The sequence below is a fragment of the Kribbella orskensis genome (assembly GCF_004342085.1).
In the GTDB taxonomy this organism is placed as follows: Bacteria; Actinomycetota; Actinomycetes; order Propionibacteriales; family Kribbellaceae; genus Kribbella; species Kribbella orskensis.
The window spans coordinates 248880-269236 of the sequence record NZ_SLWM01000001.1 but is presented as its reverse complement, the minus strand read 5'-3'; the positions used below and the strand labels follow the sequence as shown (position 1 = coordinate 269236).

26 protein-coding genes are annotated in these 20357 nt (G+C 68.4%); 14 read left to right on the top strand and 12 right to left on the bottom strand.

Going from position 1 to position 20357, the window contains the following annotated elements:
* Window positions 1-537 (top strand): isochorismatase family protein, encoded by a 537-nt coding sequence (locus EV644_RS01370; protein WP_241997850.1) that lies wholly within the window; start codon window positions 1-3, stop codon window positions 535-537.
* Between the two features lie 4 nt (window positions 538-541).
* Here EV644_RS01370 and EV644_RS01365 read toward each other — a convergent pair whose 3' ends face one another.
* Window positions 542-892 (bottom strand): hypothetical protein, encoded by a 351-nt coding sequence (locus EV644_RS01365; RefSeq protein ID WP_132187345.1) that lies wholly within the window; start codon window positions 890-892, stop codon window positions 542-544.
* Between the two features lie 148 nt (window positions 893-1040).
* On the opposite strand from EV644_RS01365, the gene EV644_RS01360 reads away from it, so the two are divergent.
* Genes EV644_RS01360 through EV644_RS01345 form a run of 4 tightly spaced genes read left to right on the top strand, consistent with a single transcriptional unit; the run spans window position 1041 to window position 3348 of the window.
* A complete protein-coding gene (locus EV644_RS01360) occupies window positions 1041-1493 on the top strand; it encodes a hypothetical protein (RefSeq protein ID WP_132187346.1) in 453 nt (150 codons plus the stop codon).
* On the top strand, window positions 1490-2719 hold the full coding sequence (locus EV644_RS01355) for an NRAMP family divalent metal transporter (protein ID WP_132187347.1): 1230 nt from the start codon (window positions 1490-1492) through the stop codon (window positions 2717-2719). Before EV644_RS01360 ends, EV644_RS01355 begins: the two co-directional genes overlap by 4 nt.
* Before the next feature lies 1 nt (window position 2720).
* Window positions 2721-3020, top strand: a complete 300-nt coding sequence (locus EV644_RS01350; protein ID WP_132187348.1) for a hypothetical protein — start codon at window positions 2721-2723, stop codon at window positions 3018-3020.
* Window positions 3007-3348 carry a PRC-barrel domain containing protein gene (locus EV644_RS01345; RefSeq protein ID WP_132187349.1) on the top strand — a complete coding sequence of 114 codons (342 nt, stop codon included), beginning with the start codon at window positions 3007-3009 and terminating at the stop codon, window positions 3346-3348. Before EV644_RS01350 ends, EV644_RS01345 begins: the two co-directional genes overlap by 14 nt.
* A 15-nt stretch (window positions 3349-3363) precedes the next feature.
* Here the strand turns inward: EV644_RS01345 and EV644_RS01340 are convergent, their stop codons facing one another.
* Window positions 3364-3765 (bottom strand): VOC family protein, encoded by a 402-nt coding sequence (locus tag EV644_RS01340; protein ID WP_132187350.1) that lies wholly within the window; start codon window positions 3763-3765, stop codon window positions 3364-3366.
* A gap of 39 nt (window positions 3766-3804) precedes the next feature.
* On the bottom strand, window positions 3805-4554 hold the full coding sequence (locus EV644_RS01335; protein ID WP_132187351.1) for an SDR family NAD(P)-dependent oxidoreductase: 750 nt from the start codon (window positions 4552-4554) through the stop codon (window positions 3805-3807).
* A gap of 92 nt (window positions 4555-4646) precedes the next feature.
* On the opposite strand from EV644_RS01335, the gene EV644_RS01330 reads away from it, so the two are divergent.
* Complete coding sequence (locus EV644_RS01330; protein WP_132187352.1) at window positions 4647-5243, top strand: TetR/AcrR family transcriptional regulator; 597 nt, start codon at window positions 4647-4649, stop codon at window positions 5241-5243.
* Window positions 5244-5246: 3 nt separating this feature from the next.
* Here the strand turns inward: EV644_RS01330 and EV644_RS01325 are convergent, their stop codons facing one another.
* Window positions 5247-6074 carry an NAD(P)H-binding protein gene (locus EV644_RS01325; RefSeq protein ID WP_132187353.1) on the bottom strand — a complete coding sequence of 276 codons (828 nt, stop codon included), beginning with the start codon at window positions 6072-6074 and terminating at the stop codon, window positions 5247-5249.
* 101 nt (window positions 6075-6175) lie between these two features.
* Here EV644_RS01325 and EV644_RS01320 point away from each other — a divergent pair, with 101 nt between their 5' ends.
* Both EV644_RS01320 and EV644_RS01315 read left to right on the top strand, forming a co-directional pair.
* The gene (locus tag EV644_RS01320) at window positions 6176-7018 is read left to right on the top strand and encodes a class I SAM-dependent methyltransferase (RefSeq protein WP_132187354.1); all 843 of its coding nucleotides are present in this window, start codon (window positions 6176-6178) and stop codon (window positions 7016-7018) included.
* 281 nt (window positions 7019-7299) lie between these two features.
* Complete coding sequence (locus EV644_RS01315) at window positions 7300-8739, top strand: HNH endonuclease signature motif containing protein (RefSeq protein WP_241997851.1); 1440 nt, start codon at window positions 7300-7302, stop codon at window positions 8737-8739.
* Window positions 8740-8963: 224 nt separating this feature from the next.
* On the opposite strand, the gene tyrS is transcribed toward EV644_RS01315, so the two are convergent.
* The 3 genes from tyrS to EV644_RS01300 all read right to left on the bottom strand — a co-directional run bounded on the left by tyrS (window position 8964) and on the right by EV644_RS01300 (window position 10745).
* Window positions 8964-10163 (bottom strand): tyrosine--tRNA ligase, encoded by a 1200-nt coding sequence (tyrS, locus tag EV644_RS01310; protein WP_132187355.1) that lies wholly within the window; start codon window positions 10161-10163, stop codon window positions 8964-8966.
* 166 nt (window positions 10164-10329) lie between these two features.
* On the bottom strand, window positions 10330-10560 hold the full coding sequence (locus tag EV644_RS01305; protein ID WP_132187356.1) for a hypothetical protein: 231 nt from the start codon (window positions 10558-10560) through the stop codon (window positions 10330-10332).
* Window positions 10557-10745 (bottom strand): hypothetical protein, encoded by a 189-nt coding sequence (locus tag EV644_RS01300; protein ID WP_132187357.1) that lies wholly within the window; start codon window positions 10743-10745, stop codon window positions 10557-10559. Before EV644_RS01300 ends, EV644_RS01305 begins: the two co-directional genes overlap by 4 nt.
* 81 nt (window positions 10746-10826) lie before the next feature.
* On the opposite strand from EV644_RS01300, the gene idi reads away from it, so the two are divergent.
* The 3 genes from idi (at window position 10827) to EV644_RS01290 (ending at window position 12669) form a co-directional block, all read left to right on the top strand.
* Complete coding sequence (gene idi / locus EV644_RS01295; protein WP_132187358.1) at window positions 10827-11471, top strand: isopentenyl-diphosphate Delta-isomerase; 645 nt, start codon at window positions 10827-10829, stop codon at window positions 11469-11471.
* 67 nt (window positions 11472-11538) lie between these two features.
* The gene (locus EV644_RS44335; RefSeq protein ID WP_158292714.1) at window positions 11539-11688 is read left to right on the top strand and encodes a hypothetical protein; all 150 of its coding nucleotides are present in this window, start codon (window positions 11539-11541) and stop codon (window positions 11686-11688) included.
* Window positions 11689-11763: 75 nt separating this feature from the next.
* Window positions 11764-12669, top strand: a complete 906-nt coding sequence (locus EV644_RS01290) for a GNAT family N-acetyltransferase (protein ID WP_132187359.1) — start codon at window positions 11764-11766, stop codon at window positions 12667-12669.
* 10 nt (window positions 12670-12679) lie between these two features.
* Here the strand turns inward: EV644_RS01290 and EV644_RS01285 are convergent, their stop codons facing one another.
* A complete protein-coding gene (locus tag EV644_RS01285; RefSeq protein WP_132187360.1) occupies window positions 12680-13687 on the bottom strand; it encodes a 2-dehydropantoate 2-reductase in 1008 nt (335 codons plus the stop codon).
* 321 nt (window positions 13688-14008) lie between these two features.
* On the opposite strand from EV644_RS01285, the gene EV644_RS01280 reads away from it, so the two are divergent.
* The 3 genes from EV644_RS01280 to EV644_RS01270 all read left to right on the top strand — a co-directional run bounded on the left by EV644_RS01280 (window position 14009) and on the right by EV644_RS01270 (window position 16302).
* Window positions 14009-15079: a sigma-70 family RNA polymerase sigma factor gene (locus tag EV644_RS01280; protein WP_369410479.1), complete on the top strand. Its 1071-nt coding sequence runs from the start codon at window positions 14009-14011 to the stop codon at window positions 15077-15079.
* A gap of 197 nt (window positions 15080-15276) precedes the next feature.
* On the top strand, window positions 15277-15690 hold the full coding sequence (locus tag EV644_RS01275; RefSeq protein ID WP_132187361.1) for an SgcJ/EcaC family oxidoreductase: 414 nt from the start codon (window positions 15277-15279) through the stop codon (window positions 15688-15690).
* Between the two features lie 204 nt (window positions 15691-15894).
* Complete coding sequence (locus EV644_RS01270) at window positions 15895-16302, top strand: helix-turn-helix domain-containing protein (RefSeq protein WP_132187362.1); 408 nt, start codon at window positions 15895-15897, stop codon at window positions 16300-16302.
* A 134-nt stretch (window positions 16303-16436) separates the two neighbouring features.
* Here EV644_RS01270 and EV644_RS01265 read toward each other — a convergent pair whose 3' ends face one another.
* From EV644_RS01265 to EV644_RS01250, 4 genes are read right to left on the bottom strand one after another with little or no spacing between them, the layout of a single operon-like run.
* Window positions 16437-17396, bottom strand: coding sequence for an ABC transporter permease (locus EV644_RS01265; protein WP_132187363.1), 960 nt, complete (start codon window positions 17394-17396; stop codon window positions 16437-16439).
* Window positions 17397-17409: 13 nt separating this feature from the next.
* Window positions 17410-18333 carry an ABC transporter permease gene (locus EV644_RS01260; protein ID WP_132187364.1) on the bottom strand — a complete coding sequence of 308 codons (924 nt, stop codon included), beginning with the start codon at window positions 18331-18333 and terminating at the stop codon, window positions 17410-17412.
* Window positions 18330-19379 (bottom strand): ABC transporter ATP-binding protein, encoded by a 1050-nt coding sequence (locus EV644_RS01255; protein WP_132187365.1) that lies wholly within the window; start codon window positions 19377-19379, stop codon window positions 18330-18332. Before EV644_RS01255 ends, EV644_RS01260 begins: the two co-directional genes overlap by 4 nt.
* On the bottom strand, window positions 19376-20356 hold the full coding sequence (locus tag EV644_RS01250; RefSeq protein ID WP_132187366.1) for an ABC transporter ATP-binding protein: 981 nt from the start codon (window positions 20354-20356) through the stop codon (window positions 19376-19378). Before EV644_RS01250 ends, EV644_RS01255 begins: the two co-directional genes overlap by 4 nt.
* Between the last annotated feature and the right edge of the window lies 1 nt (window position 20357).

Below are 20357 nucleotides of genomic sequence, written 5' to 3'. Positions count from 1 at the left end.
GTGACCACTCTCGAGCTGGAACCGCGTCGTACCGCACTTGTCCTCATCGACCTGATGCCGCGGATAGTGGCGCTGGAGACGGCGCCACTGTCCGGGCCGGAGGTGCTGGAGCGGTGCGTCGCGCTGGCCAAGGCGACCCGGTCCGTCGGCGGGCTGGTCGTCAACGTCAGGGTCGAGCGACCGGGAGTCGACGTCCAGCCCGAGGGCAGCGGACTCGCGCCGGAGCTCGACCCGCAGCCGGGTGACGTGGAGATCGTGAAGCACACGGTGGGCGCGTTCCACCAGACCGGCCTGGACGATGTACTGCGGTCGCGGGACATCGAGACGGTCGTGCTCGGCGGGATCGCGACCAACTTCGGCGTCGAGTCGACCGGGCGCGCCGCCGACGAGCACGGCTACACCGCGGTCTTCGTCACCGACGCGATGACCGGCCTGAACGGAGCCGCTCACGACTTCGCGGTCAGCTACATCTTCCCGCGCTTCGGCACCATCTGCACGGGCACGGAGTACATCGCCGCCTTGAGTCCACAGCAGTGAAGGCTTATGGAGTATGGGTATCCAGATAGCGAAGCCGCCGGCGGATCGCCTCGGAGACCTCGGGTAGCAGCTCGTTCGCCTGCTGGTTGAGCTGCCAGTTCGGGTTGGCCGCGCGATCCACCGCCAGCTGGCAGTCGCGCATCCAGTTCTCGGCGCTCTGCTCGGCGGCCCGGGGGAGCGAGGTGTACATGGCGGCCAGGCTGAGCAGCACGCTGTCGCCGAGCACGCGGTCGGAGAGATCCATCCCGGTCATCGCCTGGTACTCCGCGATGAACGGCGCCAGCACCGCCAGCGCTCGCGTACGGGGGCTCCGGGACAGCCAGAACAGCCGTACCCGGTCCAGGAACTGGTTCACCGCGCGACCTCCTCGGCTGCTCATACCCCTGCGACGCTACCTGCTTCCACCGCCGCCCGGGTAGGAAGTAGACCCTTAGTCCACGATTGCCGACAGGACCCGTGGGTACCGGTGCGCCGCCCGACTATCGGACCCGGGAGGGGCGGAGATGCGGCGGAGACTCGCGGCATTGGGAATGACGGCCGGCTTGGTTCTGAGCCTGATCCTGGGCCTGGCCGGCTGCGGTGATCCGGACCAGCAGATGCTGTCCGAAGGTGCCCGCTCCGCGCGGGAGGCGGTGTCCGGAGTCAGGACGGCGCAACTGGCGGCGCAGTCCTTGCTGGACGGCAGGCTCTGGGCCCAGCCGGCGACCGTGATGGTCACCGACGCCGAGGACGCCCTCGGCCAGGTCGCCACCACCTTCGACGCGCGGCAGCCGGAGACCGACGAGTCCCGCCAGACCTACGACCTGTACTCCGAGGCGCTGGCGAACGCCGCGGACGGCGTGACCGAGCTGCGGATCGCGCTGCGCAGTGGAGACCTGGAGGCCGTGCGGCAGCAGGTCGGGCAGCTGGACAAGACCGCCGAGCAGTTGGAGCAGCTGGGGGAGCGCGCCCAGTGAAGCGGCTGTTCGCGGTCACCCTCGGCATCCTCACGGCCATCGGTGGCTTCGTCGACATCGGCGACCTGGTCACGAACGCACTCGTCGGCGCCCGCTTCGGGATGCGGCTGGCCTGGGTGGTGGTGGTCGGGGTGATCGGCATCTGCCTGTACGCCGAGATGTCGGGCCGGGTGGTCGCGGTGTCCGGGCGGCCCGTGTTCGACCTGATCCGCGAGCGGCTCGGGCGGCGAGCCGGCCTGTTCGCGTTGATCGCGTCGTTCCTGGTCACGCTGCTGACGTTGATCGCGGAGATCGGCGGTGTCGCGCTGGCGTTCGAGCTGGCCAGCGGGGTGAACTACCTGCTCTGGATGCCGCTGGCCGCGTTCGCCGTCTGGCTGGTGATCTGGCGGGTGAAGTTCTCGCATCTGGAGCAGGTGTTCGGCCTGCTCGGCCTGCTGCTGATCGTGTTCGCCGTCGCACTCTGGAAGCTCGGCCCGGACTGGGGCGACCTGATGCAGCAGGCAACCAGTCCCGGCCCGATCGGCCACGAGACCTGGGCAACCTACGCCTACTACGGGATCGCCCTGTTCGGAGCCGCCATGACGCCGTACGAGGTGTTCTTCTTCTCCTCCGGTGGGGTCGAGGAGAAGTGGGGCCGCCGCGACCTGATCACCGAGCGGTCGAACGTGTTCATCGGCTTCCCGCTGGGCGGCCTGCTGTCGCTCGCGATCGCCGGGTGCGCGGCCGTGCTCTACCTGCCGATCGGGGTCCAGGTCGAGACGCTCGGTCAGGTGACCCTCCCGGCGGCGGTCGCCCTCGGCAAGCTCGGGCTGGCGATCGTGCTGCTCGGGGTGTTTGCCGCGACCTTCGGCGCGGCGCTGGAGACCTCGCTGTCCTGCGGCTACACGATCGCGCAGTACTTCGGCTGGCAGTGGGGCAAGTTCGTCCGGCCGCGGCAGGCGTCCCGCTTCCACGTGGTGATGATCATCTGCCTGATCCTGTCGATCCTGGTGCTGATGACCGCGGTGGACCCGGTGATGGTGACGGAGTACTCGGTGGTCTTCGCGGCGGTGGCGCTGCCGTTGACCTATCTGCCGATCCTCATCATCGCCAACGATCCCGACTACATGGGTGAACAGAAGAACGGCCGGGTGCTCAACCTCTTCGCCCTGGTCTACCTCGGGTTGTTGCTACTGGCATCGATCGCGGCGATCCCGCTGATGATCGTGACGAGAGCGGGGCGTTGAGATGGCCGCCGAAGGAAGGGTGCTGCACGCACAGCTGCATCTGCTGGACCGGCAGCTGATCCACGAGCGGACCGGGGAACTGCTCGGCAAGGTCGACGACGTCGAGCTCGACCTCGACGCCGGGATCCCGGTTCTGACGGCGCTGATCTCCGGGCACCACCGGATCCCGGCCACCCAGATCGTCGCGATCGACACGGCGATCAAGATCCTGCCCGGCGACCTGGACCTGACCAAGGGCGACGACTGGGTCGAGCAGCACATCATCGACAAGATTCCAGGAGCCGGCGATGCGACTGAATGAGCTGCTGGGCCATCGGGTCCTCGACCGCGCCGGTGACGACATCGGCGGCGTGGCCGACGTCCGCCTGGTCCAGGACGGACCGCTCCAGCCGTCGATGCAGGCCGCCTTCCGCGTGGACGGCCTGATCGTGGTGGAGAAACACGCCACCCGCCTCCTCGGCTACGAGCGCCACGTCGGCCCTGCCCTGCTCCGCTGGCTGGTCCACCGCCGCCTCGGTGCCGTCTGGTACCTGCCGTGGCAGGACGTTGCCGCCGTCACGGACGGCACCGTCCAAGCCAGCTCGGGCCGCGAAGACCTCAAACCCCTTGAGGAGATGCCCCGCTACTAGGCGAGCGGCCGGTCTCTAGTGGAGGTGTGGCGGCCACTCGACGAGGGGTTTGCCGATCTCCCAGTGGTGGCCGAAGGGATCGCGGACCCGGCCCAGGCGCCAGCCGTGTTCATCTGTCACCTGCGCCACCTCGGCCGCACCGGCCGCGACGGCCTGCGCGACCGAGGTGTCGGGGTCAGCCACGATCAAGAGCATCCTGACGGTGCCGCCTCCGATGGACTCCGGGCTGAAGTTCTCGTGCTCAGGTGACTCGTCGGAGACCCAGAAGAGGTCCTCGCCGATCCTCAGCTGCGAGACCACCTCCGGGTTCTCGTCCGTGCCGCCGACGCGGTAGACCTCGATCGCGCCGAAAGCCTGGCGGTAGAACTCCACCGCCGCCCGGCCGCGACGTACGGACAGCTGAGGCTGAATGCCCATCGGGTGGTCCTTCCCTCACGGAGGACACCCAGTCTGGCATCAGACGGCGAGGCGGCCGCCGTCGATCGGGAGGGTGGTGCCGTGGATCATCGCGGCGGCGTCGGAGGCGAGGAAGACGATGCCGGTTGCCACCTCGGCGGCGGTGCCGACGCGGTTGAGCGGGCTGTTGGCGGCGAGGTCGCCGAGAGCATCTCCCATCTCCGCGGTCCCCTCGGTGTGGGTCGGGCCGGGGCTGACGGCGTTCACGCGGACGCCGTACGGGCCGAACTCGGCTGCCCAGGACTTGGTCAGTAGCTGCAGCGCCGCCTTCGACGAGCCGTAGAGCGCCATCCCGGCCTGGCCGTAGTACGCCACCATCGTGGTCAGGTTGATGATCGAGCCGTGGCCGCGCTCGGCCATCAGCGGCGCGAGCTCGGCAACCAGGTAGAACGGCGCCCGGACGTTGATGGCGAAGACAGAGTCGAAGTCGTCGGCCTGTACTTCGGCGGTCGGTGCGAACGGGAACACGCCCGCGTTGTTGATCAGTACGTCGACGTGCCCGCCACCGAGCGCGAGTGCCTCTTTGGCGAGTGCGCGCACGCTGGTCACGTCGTCCAGGTCAGCACGGACGAAGTCGGCCGTGCCTCCGGCCGCGCGGATCGCTGCCACCGCTGCGGCGCCACGGTCGGCGTCCCGCCCGCTGATCACCACGTGCGCGCCCCGCTCGGCGAGCTGGGTGGCGACCTCCCGGCCGATCCCGCTGTTGCCGCCGGTCACGAGTGCGGTCCGGCCGACGAAATCCTGAGTCATAGCTGAGTCACTTCCCACTGGTTGGAGTAGATGCTCCAAGAGTGGGGAGCCAAAATTGGAGTATCAACTCCAAAATCAGTACGCTGAAACGCATGGGACTCACGCGCAAGGGGCAGGCCACCCGGGAGCGGATCGTCAGCGCCGCCTCACGGTTGATGCTCGAGCAGGGCGTCGCGCGCACGACGATCGAGGACATCCAGAACGCGGCCCAGGTCAGCCCGTCGCAGCTCTACCACTACTTCCCCGGCAAGCACGCGCTGGTGCTGGCGGTGATCGACCACCAGACAGGCCAGGTGATGGACGTACAGCATCAGGGGCTCGACCAGTTGGACAGCTTTCCGGCACTGAAGAGCTGGCGCGACCTGATGGTAGGGATCCTGACGAAGGTTCAGTGTGCGGGTGGTTGCCCGCTCGGCTTACTGGCCAGCGACCTGGCCGAGGCCGATCCGGTCGCCCGGGTGCAGTTGGCCAACGCCTTCGCCATGTGGGAAGGGCTGCTGCGCGAGGGACTCGAGCAGATGCAGGAGCGCGGTGAGCTGAGCAAGACCGCCGACGCCGAGGAGTTGGCACTGGCAATGCTCGCGGCCGTGCAAGGCGGCCTGTTGCTCAGCCAGGTCCGCCGCGACCCGAAGCCGCTGGTGACGGCCGTCGACACGATGATCGCCCATCTCCGCACACTGGCCGCCTGAGGGTCAGGCGAACAGGCCGGCGTTCTCGCGGGTCCAGTCCTGCAGCGTGCGCGCCGGATGACCGGTGACGGTCTCGACGGTCGGTGTCACGCTGGTCTCGTCTACGATGCCGTCGCCGAAGAAGCTCTCGATCGCGCTCGCGTACTGCGGAGGCATCGCGGCGGCAAGGTCGTCGTGGGACTCGGACCGGCTCAGCTCGTAGGCGGTGAGCGACCGCCCGATCGCCTGGCCGAGGATCTCCACCTGCTCGGCCGGCCGCAAGGCGACCGGCCCGGTCAACCGGTACGCCGTACCCGCGTGGCCGTCTTCCGTCAGGGCGGCGACGGCGACGTCCGCGATATCGGCCGGGTGGATCGTGGAGATCGGCACGTCGGGGAACTGGACGCGAACCACGTCACCCGCCCGGAGTTGGTCGAGCCAGCGCAGCGTGTTCGACATGAAGGTGTTCGGCCGCAGGAAGGTCCACTCCAGGCCGGAGTCCTGTACGGCGGTCTCGGCAGCCAGGTGGTACTCGGCGATCGCGTTGGCCGTGTCGGTCCCGGTCACCGCACTGCTCGACAGCAGCACGATCCGCTCCAACCCGGCGGCAACGGCGTTGGCCAGCAACACGTCGGTCCGCTCGTACCCGCTCATCAGGAAGATCCCGGACACACCCTGCAGCGCATCGACGAAGGTGTCGGGCCGGTTGAGGTCCCCCAGCACCGGCTCCACCCCGCCTGGCAGTTCGACCTCACGGCGTACCAGGGCTTTGGCAGCAACGCCCTTACTCGCAAGAGCCCGGACCACCGCACCGCCTGCGTTGCCCGTCGTGCCGGTCACCAGCACAGTCATCGCTTCCCCCTCTGGTCATTGGTCGCCACCCTGCCAGATGGTGGGGGTGAACCGGTTGAGAGTGGGTCGGCGTAGTGGGTGGGGACGAGAGGGGAATCATCATGAGTGACGTGGCCTGGATCGATCCTGGGAATGCGGATCAGCTTCGGGCCTGGGATACCGCTGAAGGTGTCTTCTGGGCCGAGGAGGCTGAGTTGTTCGAGCATGCGCTGCACCGATACGACGACGCGCTGCTGCGCGCGGCGGGGATCCGGGACGGCGACCAGGTGCTCGACCTCGGCTGCGGAACGGGCAGTACGACGAGAGCCGCGGCCTGGCTGGCCGGTTCCGGTACTGCGATCGGGGTGGATCTCTCGTCGCCGATGCTGGCGATCGCCGAACGAACGGCCGCCGCGATCGGCTTGCCCAACGCACACTTCGCGCAGGTCGACGCGCAGGTCCATCCGTTCCCGGACGACGAGTTAGACGTGGTCCTGAGTCGCACCGGCACGATGTTCTTCGCCGATCCCCGGGCTGCCTTCAGCAACCTCGCGCGGGCGACCAAGCCCGGCGGACGGCGCGTCCTGCTCACCTGGCAGCCGCCCCCGCGGAACGAGTGGTTCAGCTCATTCACCACCGCACTCGCCGCCGGCCGGCAACTGCCTGTCCCGCCGCCGGACGCACCCGGGCCGTTCTCGCAGTCCGACCCGGACGTGGTGAGCCGCATCCTGGTCGACGCCGGATTCGCCGCCCCGACGTTCGAGGCCCACGCCGAGCCGATGTACTTCGGCCCCGACGTCCGCACCGCCGAGCGCTTCGTCCTCGGCTGGTTGCTGGCCGATCTCGACGACACCGTTCGCAAGCAGGCGCTAGATGCCCTGTGCAACGATCTCGCCGAGCATCAGACGGCGGACGGAATCGCCTACGACTCGGCCGCTTGGCTGATCACCTCGCACGGACCTTAGTGGAGCGTGTCGTTGATTAGGTATCGGTTCGTGCTGGGTCGGATTGGCCTATGCCCGATAACCGGAGTACGACCGTGCGAGCCGGGCTGGCGCAGCGGGCGAAGCTTGTGCTCCTTGCGGCCGAGGGCGTCACCCAATCTCAGGGACGGCCACTAGCGTGCTTCGTCCACAGTTCTGTTGCCGTTGTGGACAAGGTGACCAGATCCGTCCGATCACGAATTCCCTTGAAAATAAGGACTTTCGGTCGGAAATTGTCGGAGCGGGGTTGTAGTGTCATCGGCATGGAACTCGTGGAGATGCGGCCGGCGTGGTCGATGAGTGGCAGCCAGCAGCTGGCCACTCTCGACGCCGTGCAATCCACGATCGCGTCACTGCAGACCTATTGCCTGCAGCTGATGGCGGAGCTCGAGAAGTCCGGGTATGCCAAGGAGATCGGCGCCCGTGACACGGTCCGTTTGCTGTCTTTTCGGCATCGCCGCGATGCCAAGGAGGTCCGGCGCGACCTGAAGCTGGCCACCAAACTGTCGAAGTACCCAGCCGTCGCGGCTGCCCTGCCTGATCCGCTCGCTGATCCGGTCGCCGACCCGCTCGCCGAGGAGGCGGCTGTGCTGCTGCACCCGGCGCAGGCCGAGGCGATCGTCAGCGCCCTGGAGCAAGTCCCCGACACCGTGCCCGTCGATGACCTGGTCGTCGCCGAGGAACAGATGATCCAGGCCGCCCGGCACCTGTCGCCGTCGGACCTGCGGAGCCTGGGGAAGAAGGTCCGCGACACCCTCGACGCCGATGGTCTGGAGCCGGCCGAGGACAAGGCGGCCCGGCGGGAGAAGCTGTGGTTGAAGAACGCCGACCAGGGGGTCGAGTTCGGTGGCTTCCTGGCCAACGAGAACGCCGAACTCCTCAGAACCCTGATCCACGCCGGCGCGAAACCACACAAGACAGTCGACGGTCAACTGGATCCGCGGTCCCGCGACAAGCGGCAGGCCGACGCCTTGGTGGTGGTGCTCGAACTGGCCGCCGGCAGCAACGGCATTCCTGGCCGCCCGCGGCTGGTGGTGACCATCGACTACGCCGACCTGCGTGATGCCACCGCCGGTGCGACCAGTGACGTCGTCTTCGGCGACGGCCTGTCCGCCGCGGCCGTCCGCCGACTGGCCTGTGACGCCGGGGTGATCCCGATCGTGCTCGGTTCCAACTCCCAACCGCTGGACGTGGGCCGAGAGGAACGGTTCGTCACCTCCGCGATCCGCACTGCCCTGATCAAGCGCGACGGCGGTTGCGTCATTTGCAAGGCACCGCCTCCGAACTGCCACGCTCACCACCTCGTGCCCTGGTACGAAGGCGGCAACACCAGCCTCGACAACCTGGTGTTGCTGTGCGGCGCCAACCACGCAGACGTCCACGCCGGCCACTGGACCATCCGCATCGCCGACGGCGTCGTCCATGTGTCCCGGCCCACCTGGGCCGAACCATCTCCGGGCAGCCGGTTGAACCTCAGACTGAACCGCCCATCATCCGCGGCCGACCCACAGCGGCCGCCTACCACTTGGCCATGGACCGGTGACAACACCTGGCCCACCTCTGCGGAGTCCGCCGCGCTCAACGCGTGGGGCGATGACCCCAACCCCGAAACCACCACACGAACCCTGCATCACCCAACCAACCACCCGGCTCCCGGCTCATCCTGGGCAGACGACAACACGACCCCGGCCCAAGGCCCGTAGCAGGAGCCGAGACGCAGGCCCACACGCCTGCGCCTGGATTTTCGAAGACCACGCCGGACCCCGCCTCGCGGGAGCCCGCCCTTCGCCATGCCCGCCGCCCCATGCCCGCCCGCCTCTATGCCCGCCCGTCTTCACCTCGTCAGTGTGGAGTCCGCCCGGACCGCCGCCAACCGGGTTTCCCGCTCAGCCATGAGAGATAGGCAGCTCCGCTCGACAGTCAGGTATCAGGCCCGGGGAACCAGACGGTGCCACGTACGACGGCCCGAGCGGAGGGTCATTGGCCCGGTCAAGGTGATCGGCTCGTTCGGGTCGCTGAGCTTGCGGCCGTCGAGGGATACCGCGCCCTGGCTGATCAGCCGTCTCAGCTCGGATCTGCTGTCGCCGGGACGTGCCACCAGCAACAGCTCGAGCACTGTGGCGTCCTCGACTATCACCTCGGGCAGATCTGTCGGCTGACTCGCTTCGCTGAAGAGCTGGATGAACGTTTCCCGCTCGGCCTTCGCGATGTTGGCGCCGTGGTACCGCGTGACGATGGCCGATGCGAGCCGGAGCTTGGCCTCGCGCGCGGGTGGACCGCCCTGCGTCGCTGCCTCGCCCAGACCGGCGACGACATCCAGCGGGAGTTCTGTGTAGACGTGGGCGTAGGTCTGGACCAGCGAGTCGGGCAGGCTCATGACCTTGCCGAACTTGTCCCTTGGTGTGTCGGTCAGCCCGATGTAGTTGTTCCGCGACTTCGACTGCTTGGGGCCGCCGTCGATGCCCGGAGTGATCGTGCTGGTGATCACGACCTGCGGAGCCGCCCCGAGCCGTTGCTGGAAGTGCCTGCCCAGCTGCTCGTTGAAGAGCTGGTCGGACCCGACGATCGTGAGGTCGCTGTTGATCGCGAAGCTGTCGTATCCCTGCAGCACCGGGTAGGTCAGCTCGTGCAGCGCGATCTCCCGGCCCGCGGCGACCCGCTCCCGGAACATATCCCGCGCCATCAGCTGGGCATGGGTCACCTGGCTGAACAACCCGAGCAGCGTCGCCACGTCCATCGCGTCGTACCACTCGGAGTTTCGCCGTACCTCGAACACCTCAGGCTCGGTCCGCAGTACCAGGGAGACCTGTTCGAGGAAGGACCCGGCGTTCGTCTCGATCTCCTCGGGTGTCAGCACCGGCCGGGTCTCGGACCGGCCGGTGGGATCGCCGATCCGGGTGGTCAGGTCGCCGAGCAGGAATACCACCTTGTGGCCGAGATCCTGCAGGTGCCGCATCATCCAGAGGTTCACCGCATGGCCGAGATGAAGGTCGGGCGCGGTGCAGTCGACGCCGTACTTGATCCGCAGCGGGCGGCTCGAGGCCAGTCGTTCGGCCAGGTCGGTCTCGCCGACGATGGTGTCGGTCGTCCGGCGCAGCCGCTCGAGCACGGCGCTCACTTCAGTCATCGTTGACCTCTCGGGGAATCAGGGGAGAGGCACCCAGCTCGATGCCTCCGGCAACGGAAAGAGGCAGGAACCATGACGGGTTCCTGCCTCGGAGGCTCTGGGGTGGAAGCGAACTACAGCAGGCCGGCTCGTCCCAGAGCCGGTCGATACTGTGCGGGTCGCTTGATCACGCGGTCAGGCTAGCAGCTCCGAGCCCGACCAGATACCGAGTTGGCTCCAGCCGCTTCGCAAGCATCGCTGCGAGTTCGTCAGTCAGCGGCTCGGCCAACTTGTCCAGCGGCACCGACAGAAACGCGTTCCGCGCGATCGGTGAACCGTCCAGCCCAGCCCGTACGTCGTCCTCGTCGATGTCCGCGCGTCCTTCGGAGACCAGGCCGGCGTGGTAGCGGCCGATCACCAGTTCGCGCAGGTCCGCGAACTCCGGGCGCCGAGCTCGCCGGAGTGTGCGCGACCGATCAGCAACTGGCCGAGGTCGTCCCCGGCGGCGACCAGTCCGCTCGCGGTCCAGTCGATCGCGACGAAGCCGTCCGGCTGATCGGCCGGGACCAGCAGGTTCTGCGGACACGCGTCGCCGTAGCTCATCAACTGCGGCCCCTCTAGGCGGCCGCGAGGGTGGTCGGCATCGGTAGTGATTGCCTATGTCTGAGCGGATACCCTCGGTCGGTGACGACGGAGAAGGTGGTGCTGGTCGATGAGACCGGCCGGGCGATCGGCAGCCAGGACAAGGCGACGGTCCACCATGCCGCGACCCCGCTGCACCTGGCCTTCTCCAGCTACGTGTTCGACGAGGCCGGCCGACTGCTGCTGACCCAGCGCGCCTTCGGCAAACGGACCTGGCCGGGCGTCTGGACGAACAGTTGCTGCGGGCACCCACTCCCGGGCGAACCGCTGGAGGACGCCGTACGCCGGAGGCTGTCCGACGAGCTCGGGCTGATCGCGACCCAGGTGGACCTGGTGCTGCCCGCGTTCCGGTACCGCGCGGAGATGCCTGACGGGGTCGTCGAGAACGAGCTGTGCCCCGTCTACCGCGTCACCTCCAGTGGGGAACCCACCCCCGACCCCGACGAGGTCGCCGCCTTCCAATGGACCGCCTGGGCCGCTCTCGACGTACAGCTTGATGCCGATGGATCGCCCCGGGTCGCCGCGGCGCCCGGGTCCGACGTACCGGCTGGGCTTTCGCCGTGGTGTCTGCTGCAGGTGGCCGAACTGCGGCGGCTGGGGGACCCGCCGGGTGACTGGCCGGTGGCGGATCCGCGGTTGCTGCCGCCTGCGGCCCAATTGGGCAGCCCTGGGCAGGTTGATAGGTAAGGGCTTGCCGATGCCCTGCCCACCCCGTCGCCCCAACTCTGGAGAGGACACCAGAAGAGGGTTCGGAATGACACCGGAGGAGACACCGCCACGGGACGAGGCGTCGCTGGGCGCGCGGTTCCAGGGAAGCGAGGACGACGCGCTGCCCGAGCTGTACCGCCGGTACGCGGGGCCGATGTTCGTCACCGCGATCAGCCTGCTGAGCGATCGCGAGTAGGAAGAGCCGTACTTCGCGGAGCCGGCAAAATACCGCGCCGATTCCGGGTGGCTGGGGCAAGCTGAGGAGGTGACCATGATGATCCGGATCCGCGAGGCGATCACTGACGCCGACTACGAGGCGTGGCGCGGCGTGCGTCTCGCAGTACTGCCGAACGAGCGGTGCCCGACCGTGCTCGAAATGCGCGAGATGGACCGGCCGGGACGGCTGCTGCTGTTGGCGGAACTCGGTGACGAGGTGGTCGGCAGCGGTCTCTCGGACAGGTCTGACGAGGCCGGCCGCGCCGGGCTCGCGCCACGGGTGATCCCGGGTGCGCGCCGCCGGGGTATCGGGACGAAGTTGCTGCTGGCGCTCGCCGAGCACGCCGCCGAGCAGGGCTATGACCGGGCTGGTTCTGGCGTGGAGGACGCCGGCTCGCTCGCCTTCGCCGAGCGCTTCGGCTTCGTCGAGACCAACCGGCAGGTCGAGCAGGTCCGCCGCATCGGGGTCGAGCCGTGGCCGGATTCGCCGACCGCGTTCGAGGTGTTCACCGTCGCCGAGCGGCCTGAACTCTGGCCGCTCGCGTACCACCAGGTCGCGCTGCCGACCTTCCCCGACATGGACGTGCCGAGCCTGCTCAACGTGTCCGCGGTGGACTGGGAGAAGGAGTGGATCAACGACCCGGCGGCGATGTTCGTCGCGGTCGATGGCGACCAGGTGATCGGCGTGGCCGGAATGATGCTCGACGAGGATCGGCCGGAGCACGCTGAGGTCGCCTACACCGCGGTACGGCGGGAGTGGCGTGGCAAGGCGGTCGCGTCGACGCTCAAGCGGATGAGCCTGGCCTGGGCCGCGGAGCACGGCATCACCGACATCTACACCTGGACCCAGCGCGGCAACGACTCGATGCGCCGCCTGAACGAACACCTCGGCTTCACCTACGGCGCCGTCAGCATCGACGTCCGCGCCGCCCTGCCGCTCACCTTGCCGATGGGCCTCTGAGTCCGCTTGGTCAGCGGGCCGAGGTGAGTTCTCTGAGCAGGTCGGGTCCGGTCATGCCCCTTGCGCGACCTGACTCGACCGCACGGATCAGCTCGATCAGCTTGGCGTTCACCGGCGCCGTCCGCCCGAGCGACTCCGCCAGCCGGACCACCTCGCCGTTGAGATAGTCGATCTCGGTACGACGGCCCGCCTCCAGGTCCTCCCACATCGACGTACGGGCGAGCGGATCGATCGCCAGCATCTTGCTCGCGAGTCGCCGGAAGAGGAAGTCCGGCAACCGCAACAGCATCGGCAGCCGGCCCGGCGGCACGACCATCAGCCGCGCGGGCGTGATGCCGGCCGCGGTGAGCAGTTCGAGGGTTTCGGCCTGCGCGGCGGCCAGGCAGCGCCGGTACGCGCGCTGGGCGAGCTCGTCGCGCAACGGCAGGTCCGAGAGCGCGTTCACCGGGTTGTTCAGGTTCAGCAGCAGCTTCGCCCACTGCACCGGGAGGATGTCGTCGTGCTGGGTGAGTGGCAACCCGGCGCACGCGAACGTCTCGACGTACGGGCCGAGCGCCGGGTGCCTCGCGATGTCGAGACCGCCTTCGGTGCCTTGGTGGAAGGCGCCGCCGCCGCGGTTGAGGACGTTGAACGGGACCATGCCGGTCAGCACGACCCGGTCGGGGAGACGCTCGCGCAGGATCTCGCCGTTGCGGATGCCGTTCTGGAAGCTCACCACGACAGCGCCGGGCTTGAGCACCGCGGCGAGTTCGTCCGCGGCCGTCGCGGTTGCGGCGCTCTTCACCGTCACCAGCACCAGGTCGGCCTCGGCGGCAGCGTCCGGTGTTGTCTCGAAGTGGACCTGCTCTGTCGGCACTCGGAGGTCCGCGCCGAGGTAGTCGGTGAGGTGCAGCCCGTGCTCAGCCAGTTCGTCGGCCAGCCGTTGCCGTCCGATCAGCGTCACGTCGGCACCGGCCGCAGCCAGCCGACCGCCGACGTAGCACCCGATCCCGCCGGCGCCGTGCACCACGATCCTCACAACTACCTCCTCGTCGCCACGCGGCCTCTGTCCGTACTGGCCCTCCGTGCGTCACTCCCCATCCAAGCGGATCAGGCCGCGGTCGGGCCATGTACGGGCACGTGGTGCGCCAGAGTCCGTGGCGCGGGAAGTAGTGTCAACGCTTCGCGAAATGGACCCCTTGGGTGGTTGTTCCCTGGGTCGGCGCCCGGCTGGCGGGCATCGGGGGTCTTGCTACAGTCGGTCCGGTGAAGGCACTGCTCATCCCCGTGGAGAGTGGGCCAACGGTCATCGAGATCCGTGGCGCGGCTCCGGGGTTTCCTGCGTGATCTCTGTGCCGCAGTGGCCGCCGTGGCAGTCGAGGCCGTGTCCTTCACCGATCACTGGGTCGCCTGGGTCGACGAGGAGCGCGTGGGAGTGACAGGGAGAGAAGAAGGCTTCGATCGCCTGGTCGAACCGTTCCGAGCGGAGCTGCTGGCGTACTGCTACCGGATGCTCGGCTCGGCTCACGACGCCGAGGACTTGGTCCAGGACACGTACTTGAGGGCGTGGCGGGCGCGGGAGCAGTACGACGCTACTCGCAGCTCACTGCGTACCTGGCTCTACCGAATCGCGAACAACGCCTGCCTGACCGCCTTGGAGGTTCGCGGCCGCAGACCGCTGCCGTCGGGGCTGGTGGCCGCGTCGGACCCGCTCGGGCCGCTCGTCCAGGGAGAGAACGCCGCCTGGCTTCAGCCCTTGCCGGACTCGTTGCTGGACGCGGGCGATCCGGCTACGGCGGTGATCGACCGCAGCAGCCTGCGCTTGGCGTTCGCCGCCGCACTGCAGCACCTGTCGGCGCGTCAGCGCGGTGCGCTGATCCTGCGTGACGTACTCAGCTTCTCCGCCTCCGAGGCGGCGGAAATCCTCGGTACTACCGCCGTATCGGTGAACAGCTCCCTGCAGCGGGCGCGTACCCGGGTGAAGGAAGTCGGGGTCCGGCAGGAACCTCTCAGCGAGCCGTCAGCAGCCGAGCAGCGCGCCTGGGTCGATCGCTACATGAAGGCGTTCGAGCACGCCGACGTCGAGGGTCTCAAGCGGCTGCTCACCGAGGATGTGCTCATGGAGATGCCGCCGATGCTCAACTGGTTCGTCGGCCGCAACAACTACGGCCTGTTCATGGAGTGGGTCTTCGGGGCGGCCGGGAAGGACTGGCTTCTCAAGGAGGTCGCGGCGAACGGCGGCCAGCCCGGATTCGCCGCCTATCGGCGCGTCGGTGGCGGATACGAGCTGCACACGCTCCAGATCTTCACCGTCACAGCCGAGGGCATCAGCCGGAATTCGGTGTTCCAGGATTCCGAGGTCTTCGCGTCTTTCGGTCTGGCGGCCGGCCTCGACGCCCAGGGGCTTGTCAACGGCGGGGGTGGTGTGTAGCCGGGGCTCGACGATCCGTCGTCGACACCGACCCCGCAACCTGCGTAGCCGTTGCTGGCTCGGCGACCGCTACGGCAGCCTGTCGAGCACGCCTCGAGATCTCTTTCCGCGGGCGCGATGAGTTTCGACCCCGCCGCCGGTATGTATTGACGAGTTCGCCGGAACACCCCGGGCGAGCCGATCACAAGGGAGATCCGATGTCGAACAGTCGTGCGGAAGACGAGGCTGCGATCCAGGCCGTACTGGTTGATTCCTACCAGGCGTGGGCGGCCGGCGACGCCGACGGCATGGTCGCCAACTACACCGCGGACGCGACCGCCATCATGACCGGCTCGCTCCGCGACGGCCGTGACGTGATCCGCAAGAACATGGCCCTGGGCTTCGAGGGGCCACTCAAGGGCAGCTCGACCTACAACAAGCAGCTCAGTATCCGCTTCGTCGGCAGGGACGGCGCGATCGTCATCAGCGAATCCGGCATCCTGTTCGCCGGCGAGACCGAGGTTCCGGACGACCTGCGCAAGGTGAACGCGACCTGGGTCTTCGAGAAGCGGGACGGCCAGTGGCTGATCGCGGCCTATCACAACAGCCCGGTGCTGGCGCCTGGGCAGTGAGCCGCGGCGCGAAGTGAGCCCCGGGACGTTCGATACCGAGCTGGTCTTTGAGCGTCTCGATCACCGATTCCACACGCGGGCGCAGCCACATCGGGAACGTGGCGGGATCCACCTGTCCGCTGTCCGCCAGGGCATGGCTGAGAGCTTTGCGTCCTGCCTTGAGGGCAGCACGAGCGTCGACAAGCTGGAGAGCATACGTTTCCTGTGCGAGACCGAGGCCCCCGCGGATTCGCGCTGAGCAGACTGAGCCTCGTCCTGTCAGGCAGGACGGGGCTCAGTGCGCTCCTCGACATCGCGTACTGCGCGGTGACGTCGGCGAACGCCCGCAGTACGTCGCGCGCGTGCTCGATCGGCCACAGCATCCGGCCGCCCTGGATCTCCGGCGCGAGCCGCAGCCGAAGCTCGGCGCGCTGGCGGACGAGAGCATCGGGACCGCTGGACTACCTGGCCCGCTGGCGGATCCGGGCCGCCGGACGCGCGCTGCGGTCCACCGATCGCACCGTGTACTCCGTGGCGACCGAGTTCGGCTACGGCTCGGAGAGCGCCTTCAGCACCGCCTTCAAGCGGGTCACCGGCCAGTCGCCCGCGCGGTACCGCCAACTCGCCCGCTGAGCAGAATCGCCAGCTCGCCCGCTGAGCTGTCCCATCAAAGCTCAGCGGACGAGCTGACTTTCATATGGGCGCCTGACCCCTCGGGCGCCTCCCCCTGGTACCGCGGTTCCCCAGTACCGCAGCCCGGGGGCTGTTTAGTGCAGCCGCACCCTCGGATCGAGTACGGCGTAGACGATGTCGACCAGGATGTTCGCGGCCACCACACAGGCGGATGCGAACAGCACGATGCCGATGATCACCGGGAGATCCTGCTGGTTGATCGCCGTCACCGCGGTCTTGCCCAACCCGGGAAGGCTGAACACCGACTCGATCACGACCACACCGCCGATGAGCTGGCCCAGGTCGATCCCGAACTGGGTGACCACCGGCGTCAACGCGCTCCGCAGACCGTGCCGCACCACCACCCGGCTCTCCCGGATCCCCTTCGATCGCGCGGTACGGATGTAGTCCTCGCCCAGGACGTCGAGCATCGACCCGCGGGTCAACCGCGTGTACGTCGCCGCCAGCAACAGCGCGAGCGCGATCCACGGCAGCACCAGATGCTGCACCCAGGACCCCAGGCCCTCGGTGATGCCGGTGTAGCCGCCGGCCGGGAACCACTCGTACCCGGCGAGGGTCAGCCGGAAGTACAGGAAGTACAGCAACAGCAGCCCGAGCAGGAACGACGGGAACGAGTAGAAGAACAACGAGAACAGGGTCAGACCACGATCGGCCAGCGAGCGCGGATGCACCGCCGAGATCACCCCGTTGAACACCCCGAGGAGCAACCACAGTACGGCGGCGCCGAGGGCGAGTGACACCGTCACCGGCAGCGCCTGCGCGATGATCGTCGTCACCGGCACCTGGTGGTAGTAGTCGTAGCCCAGGTTGCCGTGCAGGGCGTTCTCGAGGAAGTTGAGGTACTGCCGCCAGATCGGCAGGTCGAGGCCCAGCCGGTGCTTGACCAGGGCGATCGTCTCGGGGGTCGCCTGCCGGCCGGCCAGCGACTGCGCGACGTTGCTCGGGGCAACGAAGAACAGGCCGAAGACGGCGATGGTGATCAGCCAGAGCACCAGGATGCCGTGGCCGATCCGGCGGATCAGGAAAACCAGCACGTCGGAACCTCCCTCACCGGAGCCGGTCCGCCCGCGGGTCGAACGCGTCCCGGACGCCGTCGCCGAACAGGTTGAAGGCGAGCGTCGTGATCAGCAGCGCGAGGCCGGGGAAGAGGATGAACCACCAGGCGGTGGTGTAGTAGTTCTGCGAGGCGCTGATCATGCCGCCCCAGTCGGCCGTCGGTGGCGGCAGCCCGAGTCCCAGGAAGGACAACGTCGCCTGGGTGACGATCACCACCGGGATCAGCAGCGTGGTGTAGACGATCACCGGCGCGAGCACGTTCGGGAGCACGTCGACGAACATGATCCGGGTGTCCCCGGCGCCGAGCGAACGCGCCGCCTCGACGAACTCCCGCTCCCGCAGCGACAGCACCTGGCCGCGGACGATCCTGGCCACCGAGGCCCAGCTGAAGAACCCGATCACCAGCACGGTGATCGACAGGCTCGGCCCGGTCACCGACACCAGCGCGATCGCCACCAGCAGGAACGGCACCGACAGCACCACGTCGATCAGCCGCGCCAGGATGGTGTCCACCACCCCGCCCAGGAAGCCGGCCGCCAGCCCAAGCACGATGCCGACGGCAACGGTGATCGCCGTCGCGGCGACGCCGACCAGCAGCGAAACCCTTGCTCCGTAGGCGATCCGGACCAGGATGTCTCGGCCGAGATCGTCGGTGCCGAGCCAGAACGTCCCGTTGGGTCCCCGCGGCAACCCGTCGGGCGTCAGCCCGATGTCGCGGTACTGTTCGTTCGGCGGGTGCCCGGTGATCTTCGCGAACAGCGGCGCGAAGACCGCCATCAGCACGATCAGCACGATCACCACGAGCGAGACCATCGCCACCTTGTCCCGGCGCAGTCGCCGGAACGCCAGCAGGAAGGGACTCCGCCCCTCGATCGCCGGCGCCGACGTCTCGAGCATCTCCAGGGACGCCGTCATGACGCCTTCAGATCCGGTACGGCGGTCGACAGGTCCTCGCCGATCGTCAACGGGAAGAAGCAGGCGGTCCGGTGCGCCGGGCCGTCGTCGAGCACCGGGTCGAGCCCGGGTTCCCCGGCGGCGCAGGTCGCCCGGGCCTTCGGGCACCGGGTGTGGAACCTGCACCCCTGCGGCGGGTTCGTCGCCGACGGGATGTCACCGGCGAGAATGATCTGCTCGCGGCTGTCGGCGGTGTCCGGGTCGGCGACAGGGAGCGCCGAGAGCAGCGCACGGGTGTAGGGATGGCGGGTCTGCTGGAACAGCTCCTCGGTCGGCGCGACCTCGACCAGCTTGCCCAGGTACATCACCGCGATCCGGTCGCTCACGTGCCGGACCACCGACAGGTCGTGCGAGATGAACAGGTAGGTGAGGTCGAACTCCTTCTGCAGGTCGGCGAGCAGGTTGATGATCTGCGCCTGGATCGACACGTCCAGGGCTGACACCGGCTCGTCGCAGATCACCAGCTTCGGCCGCAGCGCCAACGCCCGGGCGACCCCGATCCGCTGCCGCTGGCCGCCGGAGAACTCGGCCGGGAACCTGTTGTAGTGCTCGGGGTTGAGCCCGACCACCTCCATCAGGTCCTGCACCTTCCGCTTCCGCTCCGCCCCGGCGGAGATACCGTGGATGGCGAACGGGTCACCGATGATGGAGCCCACCCGGCGGCGCGGGTTCAGCGAGCCGTACGGGTCCTGGAAGATCATCTGGATCTCGCGGCGCAGCGGCCGCATCTCCCGGCGGGACAACCCGGTCAGCTCGGTCCCGTCGAACTCGACCGAGCCCGACGTCACGTCGTACAGGTGGGCGATGCAGCGGGCCAGGGTCGACTTGCCGCAGCCGGTCTCGCCGACCAGGCCGAGGGTCTCGCCCTTGCGCACCTCCAGCGAGACTCCGTCGACTGCCCGGACGACCTCCCGGCCGTGTGTCGCGAACTCCTTGCGGACGTCCCGCACCCGCAACAGTGGTTGTGTCACGGGTTGGGTCACGGTTTGTGTCAGCGCCTCCGTCATGAAGCCACCGCCTCGGTCACGTTGTGGTCCAGCCAGCAGGCCGACTGGTGCCGTGGATCCCCCTGGACGTCGGTCGCCGGCGGGGTCTCCACCCGGCAGCGGTCGAACACGTGCGGGCACCGGGGGGCGAACGGGCAGCCCTTCGGCAGGTTGATCAGACTCGGCGGGCTGCCCGCGATCGGGGTCAGCCGCTTGCCGCTCTGCGCCGGCAACGAGGCCAGCAGTCCTTGGGTGTAGGGGTGATGGTTGCGGTAGAAGATGTCCCGGCGTGGCGCCCGCTCCATCATCGCGCCCGCGTACATCACGATCACCTCGTCCGACATCTCGGCGACCACCCCGAGGTCGTGGGTGATCAGGATGATCGCGGTGCCGAACTCCTCCTGCAGCCGGCGCATCACGTTCAGCACCTGGGCCTGGACCGTCACGTCCAGTGCGGTGGTCGGCTCGTCCGCGATCAGCAGCGCCGGGTCGAGCGCCATTGCCATCGCGATCATCACCCGCTGCCGCATCCCGCCGGAGAACTGGTGCGGGTAGTCGTCGATCCGCTCTGACGCCCGCGGGATGCCGACCAGCGTGAGCAGGTCGGCGGCCCGGCGGCGGGCCGCCCGTTTGGAGATCTCGTGGTCGTGCGCCTGGATCATCTCCACGATCTGCCAGCCGATCCGGTAGTGCGGGTGCAGGCTGGACAGCGGGTCCTGGAAGATCATCCCGATCTCGGCCCCGCGCAACCGCCGCAACGTCGCGGCGTCCGCGCTGATCAGGTCGGTGCCCTCGAAGTACGCCGTCCCGGAGATCTGCGCGCCGCGGGTCAGACCGGTGATGGTCTGGGTGGCGACGCTCTTGCCCGAACCGGACTCGCCGACCACGGCCAGGGTCTGGCCGCGGTCCACGCTGAAGGACAGCCCCCGGACGGCGCGGACGGTGCCGTCCGGGGTGTCGAACGAGACCCGAAGGTCCTGGACTTCCAGCAGAGCCACC